General features: G+C 51.5%; 19 protein-coding genes and 1 riboswitch. All 19 genes read right to left on the reverse strand.

What is annotated here, in order from left to right; all coding sequences use genetic code 11:
- Nucleotides 1–55: 55 nt before the first annotated feature.
- Nucleotides 56–1,570, reverse strand: coding sequence for a F0F1 ATP synthase subunit alpha (gene atpA, locus ACQKPA_RS13605; protein ID WP_427492992.1), 1,515 nt, complete (start codon nucleotides 1,568–1,570; stop codon nucleotides 56–58).
- A gap of 18 nt (nucleotides 1,571–1,588) precedes the next feature.
- Nucleotides 1,589–2,134, reverse strand: coding sequence for a F0F1 ATP synthase subunit delta (locus ACQKPA_RS13610; RefSeq protein ID WP_071218870.1), 546 nt, complete (start codon nucleotides 2,132–2,134; stop codon nucleotides 1,589–1,591).
- Nucleotides 2,131–2,619 carry a F0F1 ATP synthase subunit B gene (gene atpF, locus ACQKPA_RS13615; protein ID WP_100540959.1) on the reverse strand — a complete coding sequence of 163 codons (489 nt, stop codon included), beginning with the start codon at nucleotides 2,617–2,619 and terminating at the stop codon, nucleotides 2,131–2,133. The genes ACQKPA_RS13610 and atpF overlap by 4 nt, the downstream gene beginning before the upstream one ends.
- Before the next feature lie 95 nt (nucleotides 2,620–2,714).
- Nucleotides 2,715–2,927: a F0F1 ATP synthase subunit C gene (gene atpE / locus ACQKPA_RS13620; RefSeq protein ID WP_007128780.1), complete on the reverse strand. Its 213-nt coding sequence runs from the start codon at nucleotides 2,925–2,927 to the stop codon at nucleotides 2,715–2,717.
- A gap of 106 nt (nucleotides 2,928–3,033) precedes the next feature.
- The gene (atpB, locus tag ACQKPA_RS13625; RefSeq protein ID WP_113059550.1) at nucleotides 3,034–3,795 is read right to left on the reverse strand and encodes a F0F1 ATP synthase subunit A; all 762 of its coding nucleotides are present in this window, start codon (nucleotides 3,793–3,795) and stop codon (nucleotides 3,034–3,036) included.
- 35 nt (nucleotides 3,796–3,830) lie between these two features.
- Complete coding sequence (locus ACQKPA_RS13630; RefSeq protein ID WP_427492995.1) at nucleotides 3,831–4,208, reverse strand: ATP synthase subunit I; 378 nt, start codon at nucleotides 4,206–4,208, stop codon at nucleotides 3,831–3,833.
- Nucleotides 4,205–4,435: an AtpZ/AtpI family protein gene (locus tag ACQKPA_RS13635; protein ID WP_076323976.1), complete on the reverse strand. Its 231-nt coding sequence runs from the start codon at nucleotides 4,433–4,435 to the stop codon at nucleotides 4,205–4,207. Before ACQKPA_RS13635 ends, ACQKPA_RS13630 begins: the two co-directional genes overlap by 4 nt.
- Before the next feature lie 175 nt (nucleotides 4,436–4,610).
- Nucleotides 4,611–5,768 carry a non-hydrolyzing UDP-N-acetylglucosamine 2-epimerase gene (gene wecB, locus ACQKPA_RS13640; RefSeq protein WP_427492998.1) on the reverse strand — a complete coding sequence of 386 codons (1,158 nt, stop codon included), beginning with the start codon at nucleotides 5,766–5,768 and terminating at the stop codon, nucleotides 4,611–4,613.
- A 65-nt stretch (nucleotides 5,769–5,833) separates the two neighbouring features.
- On the reverse strand, nucleotides 5,834–6,463 hold the full coding sequence (gene upp, locus ACQKPA_RS13645) for a uracil phosphoribosyltransferase (protein ID WP_006213103.1): 630 nt from the start codon (nucleotides 6,461–6,463) through the stop codon (nucleotides 5,834–5,836).
- Between the two features lie 344 nt (nucleotides 6,464–6,807).
- Entirely contained in the window at nucleotides 6,808–8,058 is a 1,251-nt protein-coding gene (glyA, locus tag ACQKPA_RS13650) for a serine hydroxymethyltransferase (RefSeq protein WP_071218864.1), read from the reverse strand.
- Between the two features lie 90 nt (nucleotides 8,059–8,148).
- Nucleotides 8,149–8,733 carry a TIGR01440 family protein gene (locus tag ACQKPA_RS13655; protein ID WP_427493000.1) on the reverse strand — a complete coding sequence of 195 codons (585 nt, stop codon included), beginning with the start codon at nucleotides 8,731–8,733 and terminating at the stop codon, nucleotides 8,149–8,151.
- An 81-nt stretch (nucleotides 8,734–8,814) separates the two neighbouring features.
- Nucleotides 8,815–9,279, reverse strand: coding sequence for a ribose 5-phosphate isomerase B (rpiB, locus tag ACQKPA_RS13660; protein ID WP_427493002.1), 465 nt, complete (start codon nucleotides 9,277–9,279; stop codon nucleotides 8,815–8,817).
- A 114-nt stretch (nucleotides 9,280–9,393) separates the two neighbouring features.
- A riboswitch (ZMP/ZTP riboswitch) is annotated at nucleotides 9,394–9,475 on the reverse strand.
- Nucleotides 9,476–9,566: 91 nt separating this feature from the next.
- The gene (locus tag ACQKPA_RS13665) at nucleotides 9,567–10,154 is read right to left on the reverse strand and encodes a low molecular weight protein arginine phosphatase (RefSeq protein ID WP_427493004.1); all 588 of its coding nucleotides are present in this window, start codon (nucleotides 10,152–10,154) and stop codon (nucleotides 9,567–9,569) included.
- A 53-nt stretch (nucleotides 10,155–10,207) separates the two neighbouring features.
- A complete protein-coding gene (locus tag ACQKPA_RS13670; RefSeq protein ID WP_427493563.1) occupies nucleotides 10,208–10,771 on the reverse strand; it encodes a manganese efflux pump MntP family protein in 564 nt (187 codons plus the stop codon).
- Nucleotides 10,772–10,851: 80 nt separating this feature from the next.
- Nucleotides 10,852–12,018, reverse strand: coding sequence for an L-threonylcarbamoyladenylate synthase (locus ACQKPA_RS13675; protein WP_427493006.1), 1,167 nt, complete (start codon nucleotides 12,016–12,018; stop codon nucleotides 10,852–10,854).
- Nucleotides 12,019–12,623: 605 nt separating this feature from the next.
- A complete protein-coding gene (gene spoIIR, locus ACQKPA_RS13680) occupies nucleotides 12,624–13,322 on the reverse strand; it encodes a stage II sporulation protein R (protein ID WP_427493008.1) in 699 nt (232 codons plus the stop codon).
- Between the two features lie 253 nt (nucleotides 13,323–13,575).
- On the reverse strand, nucleotides 13,576–14,754 hold the full coding sequence (locus tag ACQKPA_RS13685; protein WP_216534430.1) for an FtsW/RodA/SpoVE family cell cycle protein: 1,179 nt from the start codon (nucleotides 14,752–14,754) through the stop codon (nucleotides 13,576–13,578).
- A gap of 307 nt (nucleotides 14,755–15,061) precedes the next feature.
- A complete protein-coding gene (locus ACQKPA_RS13690; RefSeq protein ID WP_427493010.1) occupies nucleotides 15,062–16,249 on the reverse strand; it encodes an FtsW/RodA/SpoVE family cell cycle protein in 1,188 nt (395 codons plus the stop codon).
- Between the two features lie 134 nt (nucleotides 16,250–16,383).
- Nucleotides 16,384–17,271, reverse strand: coding sequence for a peptide chain release factor N(5)-glutamine methyltransferase (prmC, locus tag ACQKPA_RS13695; protein ID WP_427493012.1), 888 nt, complete (start codon nucleotides 17,269–17,271; stop codon nucleotides 16,384–16,386).
- Nucleotides 17,272–17,275: the final 4 nt, after the last annotated feature.

Genomic DNA, 17,275 nt, shown 5'->3' on the forward strand with positions numbered 1-17,275 from the left:
TGAAAGAGGATGCCGGGCTTACCCCGGCTCCCCTCCTATTACTTACCTGAGGAGCTTAAACCGAAGCGGCAAAGCCCTTCTTAAATTGATCGATTGCCGCTTTCAATGCGTTTTCGTTGTCGGACGTCAGATCCTTCGTATCCGTAATGGATTGAAGAATTTCCGGTTTATTGCTTTCAATAAACGAAAGGAACTCGCTCTCGAAACGACGCACGTCAGCGATCTCGATATCATCGATATATCCTTTAACGGCTGCGTACAAGCTAACCACCTGTTGTTCAACGGACAACGGCTGGTTTACACCCTGTTTCAGGATTTCCATCAATCTTGCACCACGGTTCAAGCGAGCCAAGGTTGATTTGTCCAGATCGGATCCGAACTGGGAGAACGCCTGGAGCTCACGATATTGCGCAAGATCCAGCTTCATGCCGCCCGCAACCTTTTTCATCGCTTTGATCTGCGCGGAACCACCGACACGGGATACCGAAATACCGACGTTAATCGCTGGACGTTGACCGGAGTAGAACAACTCAGACTCCAGGAAAATCTGTCCATCCGTAATCGAAATTACGTTGGTTGGAATGTAGGCAGATACGTCAGAAGCCTGTGTTTCAATAAATGGCAGTGCGGTTAATGAACCACCACCAAGCTCATCGTTGAGCTTCGCTGCACGTTCCAGCAAACGGGAGTGCAGGTAGAAAACGTCACCCGGATAAGCTTCCCGACCCGGAGGACGACGGAGGAGCAAGGACAACTCACGGTATGCTGCCGCTTGTTTCGACAAGTCATCATAGATGATGAGTGCATGCTCGCCTTTGTACATGAAGTATTCACCCATTGCGCAGCCTGCGTATGGAGCGATGTACTGCAGCGGAGCCGGCTCAGAAGCCGAAGCCGTAACAACAATCGTGTACTCCAGTGCGCCATGACGGCGAAGAGTTTCAACAACCTGTGCTACAGTGGATTGCTTTTGCCCGATAGCTACATAGATACATTTAACGCCGTTGCCTTTTTGGTTCAGGATCGTATCGATCGCAACGGTGGTTTTACCCGTTTGGCGGTCACCGATGATCAGCTCGCGCTGTCCGCGGCCGATAGGTACCATTGCGTCAATCGCTTTAATACCTGTCTGCATAGGCTCATGAACGGATTTACGGTCGATAACGCCTGGTGCACTGCTCTCAACCGGACGGAACGCAGTCGCTTCGATCGGGCCTTTGCCGTCCAGCGGCTGACCCAGCGGATTAACTACGCGTCCAAGCAGAGCTTCACCTACAGGAACCTCCATAATACGTCCTGTACGCTTAACCTGATCGCCTTCCTTGATTTCGGAGTATGGTCCCAGGATAACGACACCGACATTGCTCTCCTCAAGGTTAAGCGCCAGGCCGAACACGCCGTTCTGGAACTCCAAAAGTTCCCCGGACATCGCGTTCTCCAGGCCGTACACGCGAGCAATACCGTCACTTACTTGAATTACCGTACCTACTTCAGAGACAGTGATATCGGATTTATATTCTTCAATTTGACTTTTGATTAAAGTACTGATTTCTTCAGGTCTGATACTCAACGTTTTCACCCCTATCTACTATGCTCGTCTATTAAAAGACTTTTCAAGACGTTCCAGCTTCCCGGCAAGGCTTCCGTCATAAAGCTTGTCGCCAATGACAACTTTCAGGCCGCCGAGCAAACTCTCGTCCACAACATTGGTCACCCGGATATTCTGATGTGCTAACTGCCCGAATTCCGAAGCTACCTGTTCTTTTTCCTGATCGCTAAGCGGGTAGGTGGAGTACACAGTGGCGTCCGCCAATCCTAAGCTCGCACCTTGTATCTTCACATAACTGTTCAGCAGTTCAGCGAACATTTCTGTACGCCCTCTGTCGAGAAGCAATTCGATCGTGTTCAATACAGGCTGCGATACCTTCCCTGCCAACGCCTGGCTGATTACGTTCATCTTCACGGACTGGGGAATATTCGGCGTGGAGATGAATTTCTGAATGTCGGCATCGCCTTCAATGGCATGCACAACAGCGCGCAATTCCTCTTCCACTTCCAGACCCTTCTGCTGCTGAGCCGCCACTTCGAACAGCGCCCGCGCATACCGCTTGGCTGCTACTGTATTTTGGCTCATGGTCTGCCTCCTACCTCTTTAAGGTATTGATCCACCAGTTCTTCTTGAGCTTTATCATTCTTTACTTCCCGTTCAATCAGCTTGGTAGCGATCTTCACGGAAACACTGCCGATTTCATTGCGAAGCTCTTCGACAGCTTTCTTCTTCTCATTCTCGATATCACGAACCGCCTCGGATTTCAGGCGAACCGCCTCTTCCTTAGCCTGTTCCATAATTTGCTCTGCTTGTTTGTTGCTAGTTTGTCTGGAACGCTCGATGATTTCGTGAGCATCTTGACGCGCTTGCTCCAGTGCCTTCTTCTGCTCTTCTACATAAGCAGTTGCCTGCTGACGAGTCTGTGCCGCTTCGTTCATCTGGCTCATTACCAGCTCACGACGCTGCTCCATGATGCCGAACAATTTGCTGAACGCAAACTTCTGAAGCAAAAAGTAAAGAATAAGAAACGCAAGAATAGTAATTACCATATTTTCCCATAGAATTGTCATTGAGGTCACTCCTTTCCATCAACACGAAGTGCGGTGCCTAACAAAACGAAGGCGCGGATGGCATCGGCCCTCCCCGCCAAACCGTTGTATTGTTATTAAGAGAACATGATCAAGAACGCGATTACAGTAGCCGCCAAAGGAATAACCTCTACGATACCAACACCGATAAACATCGTTGTTTGCAATTGACCACGTGCTTCTGGTTGACGAGCGATAGACTCAACTGTTCTGCTTACGATCATACCGTTACCCAAACCTGCGCCAAGGGCGCCCAGACCTACTGCAATAGCTGCTGCCAAAAATTCCATTGTTAAATATCCTCCTTAAAATTGTTTCAAAATTGAAATTTGGTGAAACTATAGAAAATATCTCTTTCGAAAAACACCGCTGTTACGGCGGATTCGTCCGAGTTGATCAATGCTCTTCGTGAATCGTAGTTTGCGAGATGTATACCATTGTCAAAATCGTAAAGATAAACGCCTGCAATGCACCAATGAAGATACTGAAACCTTGCCATGCAGCCATAAACGGAATGCCCCAGAAGCCGGTTTTCAGAATCACCGTGATCAGTACCTCGCCGGCAAAAATGTTGGCATAAAGCCGGATTGCCAGAGCGATAGGTTTTGCCAAGTTCTCAATGATATTGAGTGGCAGGAAGATCGGGAACGGTTCGATGTAATGCTTCAGGTAATGCTTGCGATTCAGCTTCAAGCCCAGGTAGTTCATGAGCACGAACACAACGATCGCAAGACCGGCCGTAACGGAAATGTCCGCTGTTGGCGACTTCCACCACAATACGTGGGCGTAGTGGCCATGTTCAAGTCCGAGTGTAGCCAGAATTGGCTGACCAAAGACTTCGAAGTTCTCCGGCAAGTCGGTGATAATTGAGAACGGCAGGCCCAGCAAGTTCGCTACAAAGATGAACAGGATCAGAGTAAGCCCCAATGATATGTAAGCTTTCCCTTTCTTCAGATCCATCGCACTCGCTACGACGCCTTGCACAAATTCCACTACCCATTCCATGAAGTTTTGCAGTTTGGAAGGGTTTTCGACAGATAGATTACGTACCGCCAGTCGACATAATACGAACACCACCACGCAGGTGACGAGAAGCATTAATACCGCTGAAAGATCAATATTCAATCCGCCAAGTTTGATAATCGGTGAATCATGCATAAAATTGTTTTCACCCCTTTCCAAGTTAGCGCTGATCAATGATTGTTTCTCAAACTGAACACAATGCTGACAGGAATGGTCAACAATTGGGGTATGAACAGACCGGCAATTGCACCGCCGAGGGATACCTGTTCGAGTTTTACGGCGAAGATTACAATCAGAAGCCCGATGCACAATCTCGTAATGAAGCCGAAGTTGTACTTTTTCGGTTCCGGATCGACAGCCAATTGCGCCAGCTGCTGCACTTTCATGGAGAGGAAGCGTACATTAAACAATCCCGCCGCCGTGCCCATGATCAACCCCATCAATATCGGGCGATATTCCGGATAGAGAGCCCATCCGAGAAACAAGGCAGACAATAAGAGTAAGGATACTCTAAATACAGCGTTCACAATGGAAGTCAAATCATTCACGCCTGCGCCCCCAAAAACTTTTTAATGAGAAGAGCGATATTCAAAATCCCTACAAAGAGCCCCGAAAGCGTACCAATGGCAAGCCACACTCTGGGCCCGTCCAAATGATTCATGAGCCATCGCCCGGTAAAAAAACCGATGAGAATGTAAGCGGCAAGCAAACCGCCTGCCCCGCTAATGTATAGCGCTATCAACCAAGGGTTATCTTGACTTTTCGGATTTTTCATATGAACCTCTAATCCCAACTCATTTTACTGAATATAACAAGAGTTTGTCAATGAATCGATTTGATGGATTTACCGTGTAAAATCGGCGTTTTGAGCAGTCTAAATTGCGCAAAACGCCGCGGTAACCGTACAGTTCAACTGTATGCTGTCCCCTTGCTCATCAGAATACGGTAAACTATACCTTTGTGAACATTCTGTGAAATTCTTCTGGACGCTCTTTTCGGATGCCGAAATGGTGCAAAATCGCATTGACAATTCGCTGTGAAGCTTGTCCATCGCCATACGGATTAGCAGCTTTGCTCATCTTTTCGTAGAGCTCCTGATCGGTCAGAAGAACCTTAATGCGTTCATACACATTCTCCTCCTGGGTGCCTACCAGCTCCAGGGTGCCGGCCTCAATGCCCTCCGGTCGTTCGGTCGTATCCCGAAGCACCAGCGTCGGCACGCCGAATGACGGAGCCTCCTCCTGCATGCCGCCGGAATCCGTAATGATGAAATGCGTATGGGTGTAGATATTGTTCATATCCACGACATCCAGCGGATCAATCAGCTTGATGCGCGGGTGATCCCCCAGAATGCGATGAGCCGGCTCTTTAACAGCTGGGCTCGGATGTACAGGATATACGATGGCAATATCCTCAAATTCATCGGCAATGCGCTTTACCGCTTCAAATATTTGACGATGCGGCTCCCCTTGGGATTCGCGCCGGTGTGCCGTCATCAGGATCAAGCGCTTGCCCTGCGCCCAGTCCAGAACCGGATGGGTATAACCTTCACGCACCGTGTACTGGAATACATCCGTAGCCGTGTTACCCGTTACATAAATGCGGGAATCCGGCTTGTTCTCCTTGCGGAGATTCTCGGCGGACCAGTCCGTCGGCGCAAAGTGAAGATCAGCAAGCACCCCGGTCAGCTGACGGTTCATCTCCTCCGGATAAGGGTTCAGCTTGTTCCATGTGCGCAGTCCCGCCTCCACATGGCCGACCTGAATCTGCTGCAGAAAGGCTGCATAGCTGGCCAGGAACGTTGTCAGCGTATCGCCGTGCACCAATACAATATCCGGCTTGGCTTCACGCAGAACAGGCTCAAGACCCTCCAAAACGCGCACGGTGATCTCGTTGAGCGTCTGACGGTCCTTCATGACATCCAAATCATAATCCGGAACAATCTTGAACACATCCAGCACCTGATCCAGCATTTGCCGATGCTGCGCAGTAACACAAACGACCGATTCGATATGCTCTGGGTGACGTTGAAGCTCTAGAATTAGCGGCGCCATCTTGATTGCTTCGGGGCGGACCCCAAATATCGTCATCACTTTCACTTTTGACATGTTTGAAAATACCCCTCTTTGCTTGTTTTCAAATATTCAAGACGTACGAGTGACTGGCTTGGCTCTTATTTCGTGCCGTACAGCCGATCCCCTGCATCACCAAGGCCCGGTACGATGTAACCATGGTCGTTAAGACCCTCATCGAGAGCAGCAACATAAATGTCCACGTCCGGGTGGGCATCATGGACAGCTTTCACACCTTCCGGTGCAGCCACGAGGTTCATCATCTTGATCTGGGTACAGCCGCGTTTCTTCAGCACGTCGATAGCAGCGATAGCGGATCCGCCCGTTGCGAGCATCGGATCAATGACGATCAATTCCCGTTCCGTTACATCGGTTGGAAGCTTCGTATAATATTCAACAGGCTGAAGCGTTTCGGGGTCACGGAACAATCCGACATGCCCTACCTTTGCCGCTGGAAGCAGCTTGACAACTCCGTCCAGCATGCCCAGACCGGCGCGAAGGATCGGAACCAAGCCGAGCATGCGGCCGGAAATGACTTTCCCTTGGGTTTCAGCGACCGGCGTCTGCACGGATATCGATTCAAGAGGAACCTCTCGCGTAATTTCATAAGCCATCAAAGTCGCGACTTCGTCTACCAATTCGCGAAAGTCTTTTGTGTTAGTCCGCATATCGCGGATAAATGTAAGTTTGTGTTGAATCAACGGGTGATCACAAATCACCAATTTTCCCATGTCTGGTCCCTCCGGTTTGAGTACAAATGTTATTTCAATATGGGCGTTAAATATTTGTGAGCTCCATAAATCCTGTCTATTATATCATTCCCTCTAGTCAATTGACACCTGCACGGGTCATGTTTTATTCCATGAGTTTTTGACCTTATAACGGAATCGGATCTTCTTCTGCCCTGAACCTAGGTTTTCCATTCTCGCCTATATTGATGCTAACCGCGAAAGGGCCTGACTGGGAAAATGAGAGCATAGCAATCTGGCCAGAATGTTCATAGCTCCTAAAAGGACCCCACCTGCATCAGGCGGGGTCCTCTTATCATAGGCTTCTTATGCGAAGGAAACTGTGATTAATATTTCATTTCAGCATAGAGAGGATATTGATCTGTAAGCTCAGCCACCAAACGGCCTGCTTTTTCAAGCGTTGCCTCGTCTTTCGGCTGCTTCAAAGTCATGGCAATAATTTTCGCGATGGTAACCATCGCTTGCTCATCCATACCGCGGGAAGTAACCGCAGGGGTACCAATACGGATACCGCTCGTTACGAACGGGCTGGTCGGATCAAACGGGATGGCATTCTTGTTCACGGTAATTCCGATGGAGTCCAGAACTTTCTCCGCGTCTTTGCCGGTGATGTCCAGATTACGGGTATCCACCAGCATCAGGTGGTTATCAGTTCCGCCGGAAACGATGTTCAGGCCTTCCTCGATCAGGGTATCGGCCAGCACTTTCGCGTTCTTCACGACATTCTCTGCATACGTCTTGAAAGACGGATCCAAGGCTTCGCCAAGCGCAACGGCTTTGGAAGCAATCACATGCATGAGCGGGCCGCCTTGGGAGCCGGGGAATACCGCTTTATCAATCGCTTGCGCCCAAGCCTTTTTGCACAGAATCATACCGCCGCGAGGTCCGCGAAGGGTCTTATGCGTCGTTGTCGTTACAAAATGGGCATGCGGAACCGGATTCGGATGAAGACCAGCCGCAACAAGTCCCGCAATATGAGCCATGTCAACCATGAACAACGCGCCTACGTCGTTGGCGATGGCTGCAAGCTTTTCAAAATCAATAATGCGAGGATAGGCACTTGCACCCGCCACGATCAGACGAGGGCGATGCTTGAATGCCGCTTTGCGGACTTCGTCGTAATCGATCAGGAACGTGTCTTCTTGCACGCCGTAGGCAACGAAATTGTACAGAAGACCGGAAGCGTTAACCGGGCTTCCGTGAGTCAAATGGCCGCCATGGGCCAGGTTCATGCCGAGCACGGTATCTCCAGGCTTCAGGGCTGCCAAATATACCGCCATGTTCGCTTGGGCACCGGAGTGAGGCTGAACGTTGGCATGCTCGGCTCCGAACAATTCTTTGGCGCGGTCACGGGCGATATCTTCCACGATATCCACACGCTCACAGCCACCGTAATAGCGTTTGCCAGGGTAGCCTTCCGCATATTTATTCGTCAGCACCGTCCCCATTGCTTCCATAACCGCTTCGCTGACAATATTCTCAGAGGCAATCAGCTCAATGTTGCTGCGTTGACGCTTCAGCTCCAAATCCATCGCTTCCAATACAGCCGGGTCACTCTTCCGCAAATGTTCCATCATGTTCATATCCTCCCATAATCAATCGTTATTTTTTCTTGCAAACTTAAAACTACAAGTAATCATCATTAAAAAAGCGAGTTCTCATTCGAATCAATCGCACAACGTGGAATCATCCGTCTGCTCAAGCCGGTACACCGCACGCTCTCCGCCAATCAGCTTCGGGCGGGTATATGCCGCAGTTACGCGCGCCTCCCCGATATAACGCTCGGTCGGCCGGAACGGAACCGCCACTCTCCGCAAATGCATGCCGATCAGCGTCTCGCCGATATCGACACCCGCATGGGCTTCAATCGATTCCGCAAGGCAGGGCTCCTTCATGCGGCGGTAAGCTGCGGAAGCCATCGACCCGCCCGCACCCGGAATGGGAACTGCCGCCACTTCCGTCAAGCCCAGCCGCTCGAGCAGCTCGCGTTCCATGACAAGCGCACGGTTCAGATGCTCACAGCATTGATAGACCACCGCGAAACCGAATTCCGTTTGAACCTCGGCAATGCCCTGAAGGAGCTGCTGAGCCGTTTCAAGAGCGCCGCCTGTACCGATCCGGCGTCCGACCACTTCACTGGTGCTGGCTCCGATGACCAGCACTTTACCCGGGCCTAAGACGGCCGCTTCGGCCAGTTCGCGGACAATACGCGCTGTCTGTTCGTTCAAGGAAACCTTGGAGATATCCGTCATGTCACAGTCCTCCCGATGATTTTTTCACAGAAGATGCTTCAATCCCATATCACGATAGCCGCAGCTGTATTACGCGTTCACTTATCGCGATACATTCTTCAGGTAACGCTCCTCTATGGCCTTGATCTTGTTCACGCGGCCGACATGGCGCTCGCCATGACTGAAATCCGTAGTCAGCCATGCGCTGACGATTTCGGCAGCAAGTCCAGGACCGACGACACGCTCACCGAGCGCAATCACGTTGCTGTCGTTATGCTCGCGCGTCGCTTTGGCCGAGAACACATCATGTGTCAAAGCGCAGCGAATGCCCGGCACCTTATTGGCCGCAATACTCATGCCGATCCCCGTACCGCAGATCAGAATGCCGCGGTCCGCTTCACCCGAGACGACCTTCTCGCACACCGGAAGGGCATAATCGGGATAATCCACGGAATCGGAACAGCCGCAGCCCAGATCCTCCACCTCGTGGCCAAGACCCCGAATGACTTCCACGATCTCCTCTTTCAGACGAATGCCGGCATGATCCGTACCCAATGCAATTTTCATCTATGAAAAACCCCCTCGTATGTTCGCTTTTGCGTTTTAGCTTGTTTCATTATAACCCAAATCGGGCGCAAAAGACGAAAAAAGAGCAGTCGGCGCACGTATTGTGCTCCAAATGCTCTTTGCCCAGGCGACCGGCCGTATATTCCGATGCTCCATCGTGGTTTCATCCACTTCGTCGCCAGTTACACCGGATCATTTGTTTTTCACCTTCATCTTAAAGCAATACCATGCGAAAGGCAAGTGGCTTTTTAGCCCAATGGCAGGCTTCATATCTCTAAAGGCAAGGCTTAGTTATGCCGATCCGCTTCCAGCTTGTCCAAAAGACGGAACAACGCCGTCCGTATCTCTGCGGCCGTGGCTTCATATTCCTCCCGCGAGCCCCCGAAAGGATCGGAGATATCGAAGCTTGGGATGCGCTGACGCAGCTCGATCAGACGCTCTCGGTCACGGTCGCTGACATCGCGGCCCAGAGATCTGGCCAGCTCAAGCGCGGCATACAGACTATCCTGCTCCCGCAGATCCTCCAGCACCCGGCGGTCATCCTCAACAAACTCTTTCAGCGTGTGCATCTTGTCTGCGGCGTGCGGGAACTGCCTTATAGCATACTGCTTATGCGACTGGGTCAGCGTCAGAATCAGGTCTGCCCACTCCACCAGGTTCGCGGTCAACGGTTTGGACACCAAGTGTTCCTGGATATCCTGGTCTCGCAGTATGGATTCCGCATGATGGGACATCGGCATTCCATCCACGGCCGAGACACCGGCGGACTTCGTTTCCAACGGGACGCCCCGTTGTTTGGCAAGCTTGCGCAGCATGCCTTCAGCCATCGGACTGCGGCAGGTATTTCCCGTGCAGACAAACAATATATTTTTCACGGTCCCATTCCTCCCGTTCGTAGGTCTTTGGGGTTATTGTAACAAATATTGCGTCAAAAGATAAACATGATGCCAAAGATGACCAAAATCAGTCCGCCCAGCATTTCACCGTACTCCCCCAGCTTATTGCTTACCTGACGGCCAAGCAGCAAACCGAGAATGGACAGCAAACCGCCCACGACCCCGAAGGAAATTACGATTAACAGCACATCATCCACAAACATTCCGAGCGAAACGCCTACCGAGAAGGAGTCGATGCTGACGCTAAGCGAAAACAGCAGCATGCCTAAAAATGCGGTAGGATGGATTCGCTGTCCCTCTCCGCCCCGCAGGGCGTTATACATCATATGCCCGCCCAGTAAAAGCAGCAGCCCGCCAGCAGCAAGCCCTGTGACGTGGCCCAGTAACATGCCAACATAGCGGCCGGCAAATAAGCCCAGCAGCGGCATCAGCATGTGAAACAACGCGATCATGAAGCTGATGCCCAGCATATGGCCTAAGCGCATACCGCCTCTCATTCCAACTCCGATTCCAAGCGAAAATGCGTCTAACCCGAGTGCAACCGCCATCAGCAGAATCGCCGCAAGCTGTCCCGATTGGACAGACGCCTCCAGCATGCCCATTCCCCCAAGTCCCATGGTCTTGTACACCATATGCGGACAAGGGGTAAATGATGCCAAAAGCCTTCAGCCGCAGCTCAATTCACGTCGATGATGTGGTGTCCCGCGGCCTTCAGCAGCCGGTTCATGACGGCTGCTCCAAGGCCTTGCTCCGGGCACGCTTCGGCCAGAATGAAGGTTGCGCCTTCGTCATCGAACCGGCGCAGGCCGGCATACAGCCGGCGGGCCGCTTCCTCCGGCGCGACCAGGCTGCCGAGCGAGACGGCAACGTCCGCGCGGTAGTGACCGATGTGCTCGTCGAACGACAGCACGCCGGTCACCTCCCCGCGTCGGGCGGCCGCCTCAAGCTCGGCCGCGATGCGTGCCGACACCGCGTCGGCACGCGGGCCCTGCACCACGCACATCGCACCCTTCGGTGCGTAGTGCGTGTACTTCATGCCCGGCGAGCGCGGCGCCGGGCTCTCCGCCTCCCCGGCGGCGCGATGCAGCGCCGGGTCCATGCGCACGCTTGCCGCAACGGAGGCAAGCTGCTCGGCCGTGACGCCGCCCGGGCGGAGCACCGTGACGGCGCCGTCTTCGCCGACTTGCACCACCGTCGACTCGACCCCCACCCCGGCAGGGCCGCCGTCGAGAACGCCGTCGATCGCCCCGGCCAAATCCTCCAGGACATGGCTGGCCAGCGTCGGGCTTGGCCGACCGGAACGGTTCGCGCTCGGCGCAGCCAGCGGACGCCCGGCTGCGCTGATCAAGGCCAGCGCCACGTTGTGATCCGGCATCCGCACGGCAACGGTATCGAGCCCTGCCGTCACACGAGGGGATACAGCACCCGGTTTAACGGGCAGTACCAGCGATAGCGGCCCAGGCCAGAACCTTGCCATCAGCGCCCTTTCTGTCTCATTCACATGACGGACCAAACCGTCAAGCTGAGTAAGCTCCGAAATATGCACGATCAATGGATTGTCCGACGGCCGGCCCTTCGCAGCAAAGACACGCTCGACCGCTTCCGTATTACCGGCGTCTGCGCCAAGCCCGTAGACTGTTTCCGTCGGAAAGGCCACCGTTCCGCCCCGCTCGAGCACCTGCCCCGCTTCCTCCAGCGCCTGCTTCGCCTCCTTCTCCAAACTCAAGCTCTCCCTGGAAAGCGAGTTCGATACATGCCACACTTCGGTTGAATTTACAGCAGCCTCGCGGAAGCCGTTATCCCGCTGCTGGCTAGGTTCCATGCCATTCCCGTTCTGTTCCATTCCTATCCCAAACTTTCTGTATATGAATTATATAAACTCTAACGCATGTGTTGCCTATGCCCCAAAATAAAAAGCGCTTTTCGTTCTTCAGTCCCGTGCCGGTTCCCATTCAAACCAGTCGCGCCAAAGAGAAAGCACTCTTCTAGAGGTTGTTCAAAAAGTCCGCTTTTGATAAGAAAACCAATCGAGGTCAATTCAAGGACGAGCGACATCGATTTAAAGGTAGGTTTTCTTGCGATACAGAATTTCATCAGCGTAGCAAGATAACTTATAAATTCTATATCTAACACGAAGCGAATCAGGAAGCAGCTCGGCATCGAATCTTGAATTCAGCCGGGCCTAAGTGGATGCTTACGAAGTCATGTTTCCTGCGGAAACATCTTAGGTGCTCACGTACCCAAAACAGCAGATGCTTTCGAAGGCGTTTTCTGCGAAAACGTGTAGCTCCGCTCCTCACTCCCTAGCTTCATCCAACTGAAGCGTTTTGAAAAAACGCACATCGGAAGCATAAACTTCGGTGCTGAAAATCCGACTTTTTGAACTCGCACTTCTACATCAAAGTTTATCATACCCGCTCAGGATTGAAAATCAACTCGCTTATAATCCTAAAACAAGCTTACCACCCAGTTCCAAATGCCAATGAACATATCCCACAAGAAGAAGCGGACCTCCGGTTCACTGTCGCCTGCATTCTTCGGCGTTTCCTCTTGGGAAGCCTCGCCGCCGGCCTCTGCTGAAACCGTTTGGATACCTGTGTCAACAGGCTGCGCCGCCGCATCCCCGCTGCCACCATCGATGAAACAAAGCGGCGGGAACAAGACGCACCACCAGTTCTGCCCTTGACCTTCGCCTAAAGTAATCCGCAGCGCATCGTAATCGCCGGCCGGATACACCGTGCCTCCGTATAACTTCGTCGGGAACGGCACGACGCCAAGCTCTACGGTGTAACTGTACGTAATCCCTCTTTTCTTCAACTCTTCACCCACCAATTGGCGGATTTCCGGAAGATGCTGCCGGGTTAATTCTTTGGCGTCTTCCAGACTTTGCGGGTTCTCCAGCTGCAGGACCCAGAGCTGCATTTGCTCAACGACCGAATCACGAATCTCTCGTTTGACCAGTTGATCGGACGGGCTATCGGAATTCGCGAGTATGCGAAGTCGTATCGATTCCTGAGGGATCGGACCGCCAACTACGGAAGCATCAATCTGCTGTCCTTCCCAAGCCATGATGACCATAAACATACAGGATAAGAGCACAACCATTTTTTTCACGATAATACGGAGGGTTTCACTATAATTTTTCATCTCGGACAACCGCCTCTCTATGAACGAAACTCTATGATGCTATCAGTATGTCCGCAGGTAAAAGATATAAACGTTAGAATCTAGCAATTTCGATAAAAAATCATAGATTGGTGCAGCATGAACCAAAAAAAGATGCGATCCCCATTCGGAATCGCATCTTCGGCAAGATCGGTTATTCAGTTCGTCTCATTTCCATACCCCACATTTTTTAACTAAAGATGGGGGGATTATTGAGCTTCCCGCAAAGGAAAGGTTACGCCTGCTTAGAAGCCGCCGGGCGATAGGCATGCGGATCCGGCATATCTTCCTCCACTTCCTGGCCATGCAGCTTGACGCTCATGGCGACCCCGAGACTCGCCATACTGATCACAAGGGACGTTCCCCCGTAACTGATGAAAGGCAGCGTAATCCCCGTCAGCGGCATTAAGCCGATAAACATGCCGATGTTCTCGAAGATCTGATATAGGAACATGGCCACGATCCCTATAATGAGAAACGGCCCCGCACGCTCCCGGGATTCCAGGGAGATCAGGATCAGCCGATGGATCAGGATGAAATATAACAGAAGCAGAACGGAAGATCCGATAAATCCGAATTCCTCAGCAATCTGCACAAATATGGAATCGGAGTAGGCGTAAGGCACTCTACCAGACTGGATCGACGATCCCTGCATGTAGCCCTCGCCGCTCATGCCGCCCGAAGCGATGGCAAGCTTCGCATTCGTTGTATGATAGCTTGCCTTGGCGGTCGCTTTCTCCGGATACAGCCACGGATCAATCCGTTCCACCCAGTGCGGCTTCAGTATTTTCGATTCCAGCAGCTCATCATGATAATGAATATAGGCCTGTGCGCCGCCGAAGGCCACGCCTGCCACAAGCGCAAGCCCAATGAGCGCATGGGAGAACTTGACGTTCCCGATCCAGAGCAGCCCCAGCAAAATGACGACATAACTGAGCGCGTTACCCAAATCATTCTGGGCCATGACGAGCACAAAAGGCACGAATGCCAAGAGTCCGATCGGAACTACGTCCTTCCAGAAGGACAGCAGCGGTTTGTTTTTGCGCACCAATACAAAAGAAAGGAAAATAATCAGGATCAGCTTGAACAATTCAGCAGGCTGTATACTTAAACTGCCAATGTAAATCCAGCCTTGGGCGCCGTTGATATCCTTACCGATAAACATAACGAGGACCAACACGGCCAATCCGCCCAAGTAAATATATTTGGCGTATTTAATCAACAACCGATAATCCAGCAGGCTTATGCCAAAAAAAGCAATAAAGCCGACAATGTAAAAGGCAACCATGCGGAGATGAGAGCCCTCAAATTTGGTGTCAACGGTTGTGCTGTATATCGACGTAATGCTGATACCCATCATCAAAACCAGTACGAAAACAATAACGTAATCCATCTTCTTAAATTTCTGAAGCATGCTTTATGGTCCCCCTGTGCCCGGAGCTGATCGCCCCCGGTTTGCCTATACAGGCATATAACGATTATTCGAAAAGAAAGTTTGACGCTGCTTATCGTTGATACAGACGATATCCGTTAAAAAAGCCTAACGGCAGCACTGCAATGTAGCGTTTCAAGGAGTATGCCTGCTAGCCCCTAATGATTTATTCTAAAAGATTTCCTCCTCTAATACAATTCACGGGCCCTCCTGTAGTTACCGGCAAAAAATACAAAAGAGATGCTGCTTTCAATAGCATCTCTCTGATTCTAAATCCCAATAAACCGAATCAAGCCTGTTTGGGCGGAGCGGAACGGTACGTTTGAGGATTAGGCATATCCTCCTCCACTTCCTGTCCATGCAGCTTCACACTCATGACGACTCCGAGACACGCCATGTTAATGATGAGTGAGGTTCCGCCATAACTGATGAAGGGCAGCGTAATCCCGGTCAAAGGCATCAATCCAATAAACATGCCGATATTCTCAAAGATTTGATACAGCAGCATGGCCACAATGCCAATGATTAGAAACGGACCCGCTTTGTCCCGACTTTCCAATGATATCAAGATCATCCTGTGAATGAGTATGAAATATAACAACAACAGAACGGAGGAACCAATGAAGCCATATTCCTCTGCAATTTGCACAAAAATCGAATCCGAATACGTATAAGGCACACGTGAGGATTGTACGGAGCTCCCCTGCAAGTACCCTTCCCCGCTCATACCGCCTGAAGCAATGGCCAGCTTGGCGTTGTTCGTATGATAACTCGCCTTCGCGGTAGCTTTCTCGGGTACCAGCCATGGATCGATCCGTTCCATCCAATGACCGCGGCTCTCCATGATTTTCGATTCTTTAATTTCATCATGATAGTGGATATAGGCCTGAGCTCCACCGAATGCAATCCCTGCTACAAGCAGCAGTCCGATAAGAGCGTGCGAGAACTTTACATTACCGATCCATAATAACCCAAGCAAGATGACAATATAACTTAGTCCATTACCCAAGTCATTCTGAACCATGACAACGGCAAACGGGATAAACGTCAACAGCCCAATCGGTACGATGTCCCGCCAAAAAGACAACTTCGCTTTGTTCTTACGGATAAGAATATAGGTGATAAATATGATCAGCACCAGCTTAAACAGCTCCGCAGGTTGGAAATCAACGATACCGAGATTAATCCAGCCCGTGGCATTATTTTTGGTCTGACCGATGAAGGAAGGCAGCAAAAGGGTTAATAACCCTCCGATGTATATGTGCAGCGCATATTTATTCCATAAACGATAATCAATCAAACTGAGCCCGAAAAAGGCTGCGAATCCGAGGATATAAAATATCGCCATCTTGATATGGTGTTTTTCGAATCCGGTGGTGTCGAGCGTGGCACTATATATCGATGTAATACTGACAACCATTAGCATCAACAGTACAAAAACGATAACAAAATCAATCTTCTTGAATTTCTGAAGCATGCTTTGGTCCCCCTGTGCCCGGAGCTGTAAACACTGATTTGCCGATTGAGGCCATGTAACGATCTGAACGACAACAACCCGTTTAACCGGCTCAGCCCATCATCTATTTTAAAAGATATTCATCCAGAACACAATTAACGGGATATTCCCAAGACATGCCTGTCAATGCCCGCCAAATCCGGCACCGTGACGATTTCCTTCCAGTGCCCTGCGCTCCGTAAAAGCTCTGCCACATCCCCGGCTTGGCCCATGCCCAGCTCAAAGGCAATCAGCCGCGGCGGCACTGACAGCAAGGGCAGCTGCTCCATCATGATCCGGTACGGATTCAAACCGTCCGGCCCGCCATCCAGTGCCGTTCGCGGTTCATAGTCGCGGACTTCGGGCTGAAGCCCCTCAATATCTTCCGCCGGAATGTAAGGCGGGTTGGAGACGAGGATGTCCGGCGTCATGCCGGCGAACGGCTCCAGCAGGTTCCCCTGCCGGAACTCTACATCGGCATTCAGATGCTTTGCATTACGCGCAGCAACCTCCAGCGCATCAGGCGAAATATCGCTCGCAAGCAAATCCCACGCCGTCTCCTGCAATGCCAACGTAATGGCAATGGCCCCGCTGCCGGTGCCGATGTCTATGGCCTTTAACCTTTTTGATCGCGGAGTGAGTTCCCGTCCATACTCCAGCACCGCTTCCACGAGCAGCTCCGTTTCCGGACGCGGAATGAGAACCGCCGACGTGACTTCAAACGGCCGGCCGTAAAATTCCTGCTCGCCGATAATATACTGCGCAGGGATGCCCTGCGCCTTGCGATTGATGACGTCCTCCAAGGCGTGGCGCCGGTTCGCCGGAAACGGCTCCGCAAGCGCCATATAATATGAGGTTCCCGACAATCCCAGCACATGCTCCAGCAGCAGCTGCGCATTCCGCTGCGGCTCCATCACCCGCATGCCATCTAAAAAAGAAGAAGCCTCCACAAAGGCTTCTCTTATGCTGCGCTGCGGCGTTAATTCAAATCTCGTCCGCTTCAAAGCG

This window comes from Paenibacillus sp. NPDC093718 (assembly GCF_050279985.1).
Lineage (GTDB): Bacteria > Bacillota > Bacilli > Paenibacillales > Paenibacillaceae > Paenibacillus_AQ.

Excerpts from the sequence above, each read along its gene's own strand:
- ACQKPA_RS13610 (WP_071218870.1), bottom strand. The coding sequence starts at position 2,134 with ATGAGCCAAAATACAGTAGCAGCCAAGCGGTATGCGCGGGCGCTGTTC.
- atpF (WP_100540959.1), bottom strand. The coding sequence starts at position 2,619 with ATGACAATTCTATGGGAAAATATGGTAATTACTATTCTTGCGTTTCTT.
- atpE (WP_007128780.1), bottom strand. The coding sequence starts at position 2,927 with ATGGAATTTTTGGCAGCAGCTATTGCAGTAGGTCTGGGCGCCCTTGGC.
- atpB (WP_113059550.1), bottom strand. The coding sequence starts at position 3,795 with ATGCATGATTCACCGATTATCAAACTTGGCGGATTGAATATTGATCTT.
- ACQKPA_RS13635 (WP_076323976.1), bottom strand. The coding sequence starts at position 4,435 with ATGAAAAATCCGAAAAGTCAAGATAACCCTTGGTTGATAGCGCTATAC.
- wecB (WP_427492998.1), bottom strand. The coding sequence starts at position 5,768 with ATGTCAAAAGTGAAAGTGATGACGATATTTGGGGTCCGCCCCGAAGCA.
- upp (WP_006213103.1), bottom strand. The coding sequence starts at position 6,463 with ATGGGAAAATTGGTGATTTGTGATCACCCGTTGATTCAACACAAACTT.
- glyA (WP_071218864.1), bottom strand. The coding sequence starts at position 8,058 with ATGATGGAACATTTGCGGAAGAGTGACCCGGCTGTATTGGAAGCGATG.
- ACQKPA_RS13655 (WP_427493000.1), bottom strand. The coding sequence starts at position 8,733 with ATGACGGATATCTCCAAGGTTTCCTTGAACGAACAGACAGCGCGTATT.
- rpiB (WP_427493002.1), bottom strand. The coding sequence starts at position 9,279 with ATGAAAATTGCATTGGGTACGGATCATGCCGGCATTCGTCTGAAAGAG.
- ACQKPA_RS13670 (WP_427493563.1), bottom strand. The coding sequence starts at position 10,771 with ATGCTGGAGGCGTCTGTCCAATCGGGACAGCTTGCGGCGATTCTGCTG.
- ACQKPA_RS13675 (WP_427493006.1), bottom strand. The coding sequence starts at position 12,018 with ATGGAACAGAACGGGAATGGCATGGAACCTAGCCAGCAGCGGGATAAC.
- spoIIR (WP_427493008.1), bottom strand. The coding sequence starts at position 13,322 with ATGAAAAATTATAGTGAAACCCTCCGTATTATCGTGAAAAAAATGGTT.
- ACQKPA_RS13685 (WP_216534430.1), bottom strand. The coding sequence starts at position 14,754 with ATGCTTCAGAAATTTAAGAAGATGGATTACGTTATTGTTTTCGTACTG.
- ACQKPA_RS13690 (WP_427493010.1), bottom strand. The coding sequence starts at position 16,249 with ATGCTTCAGAAATTCAAGAAGATTGATTTTGTTATCGTTTTTGTACTG.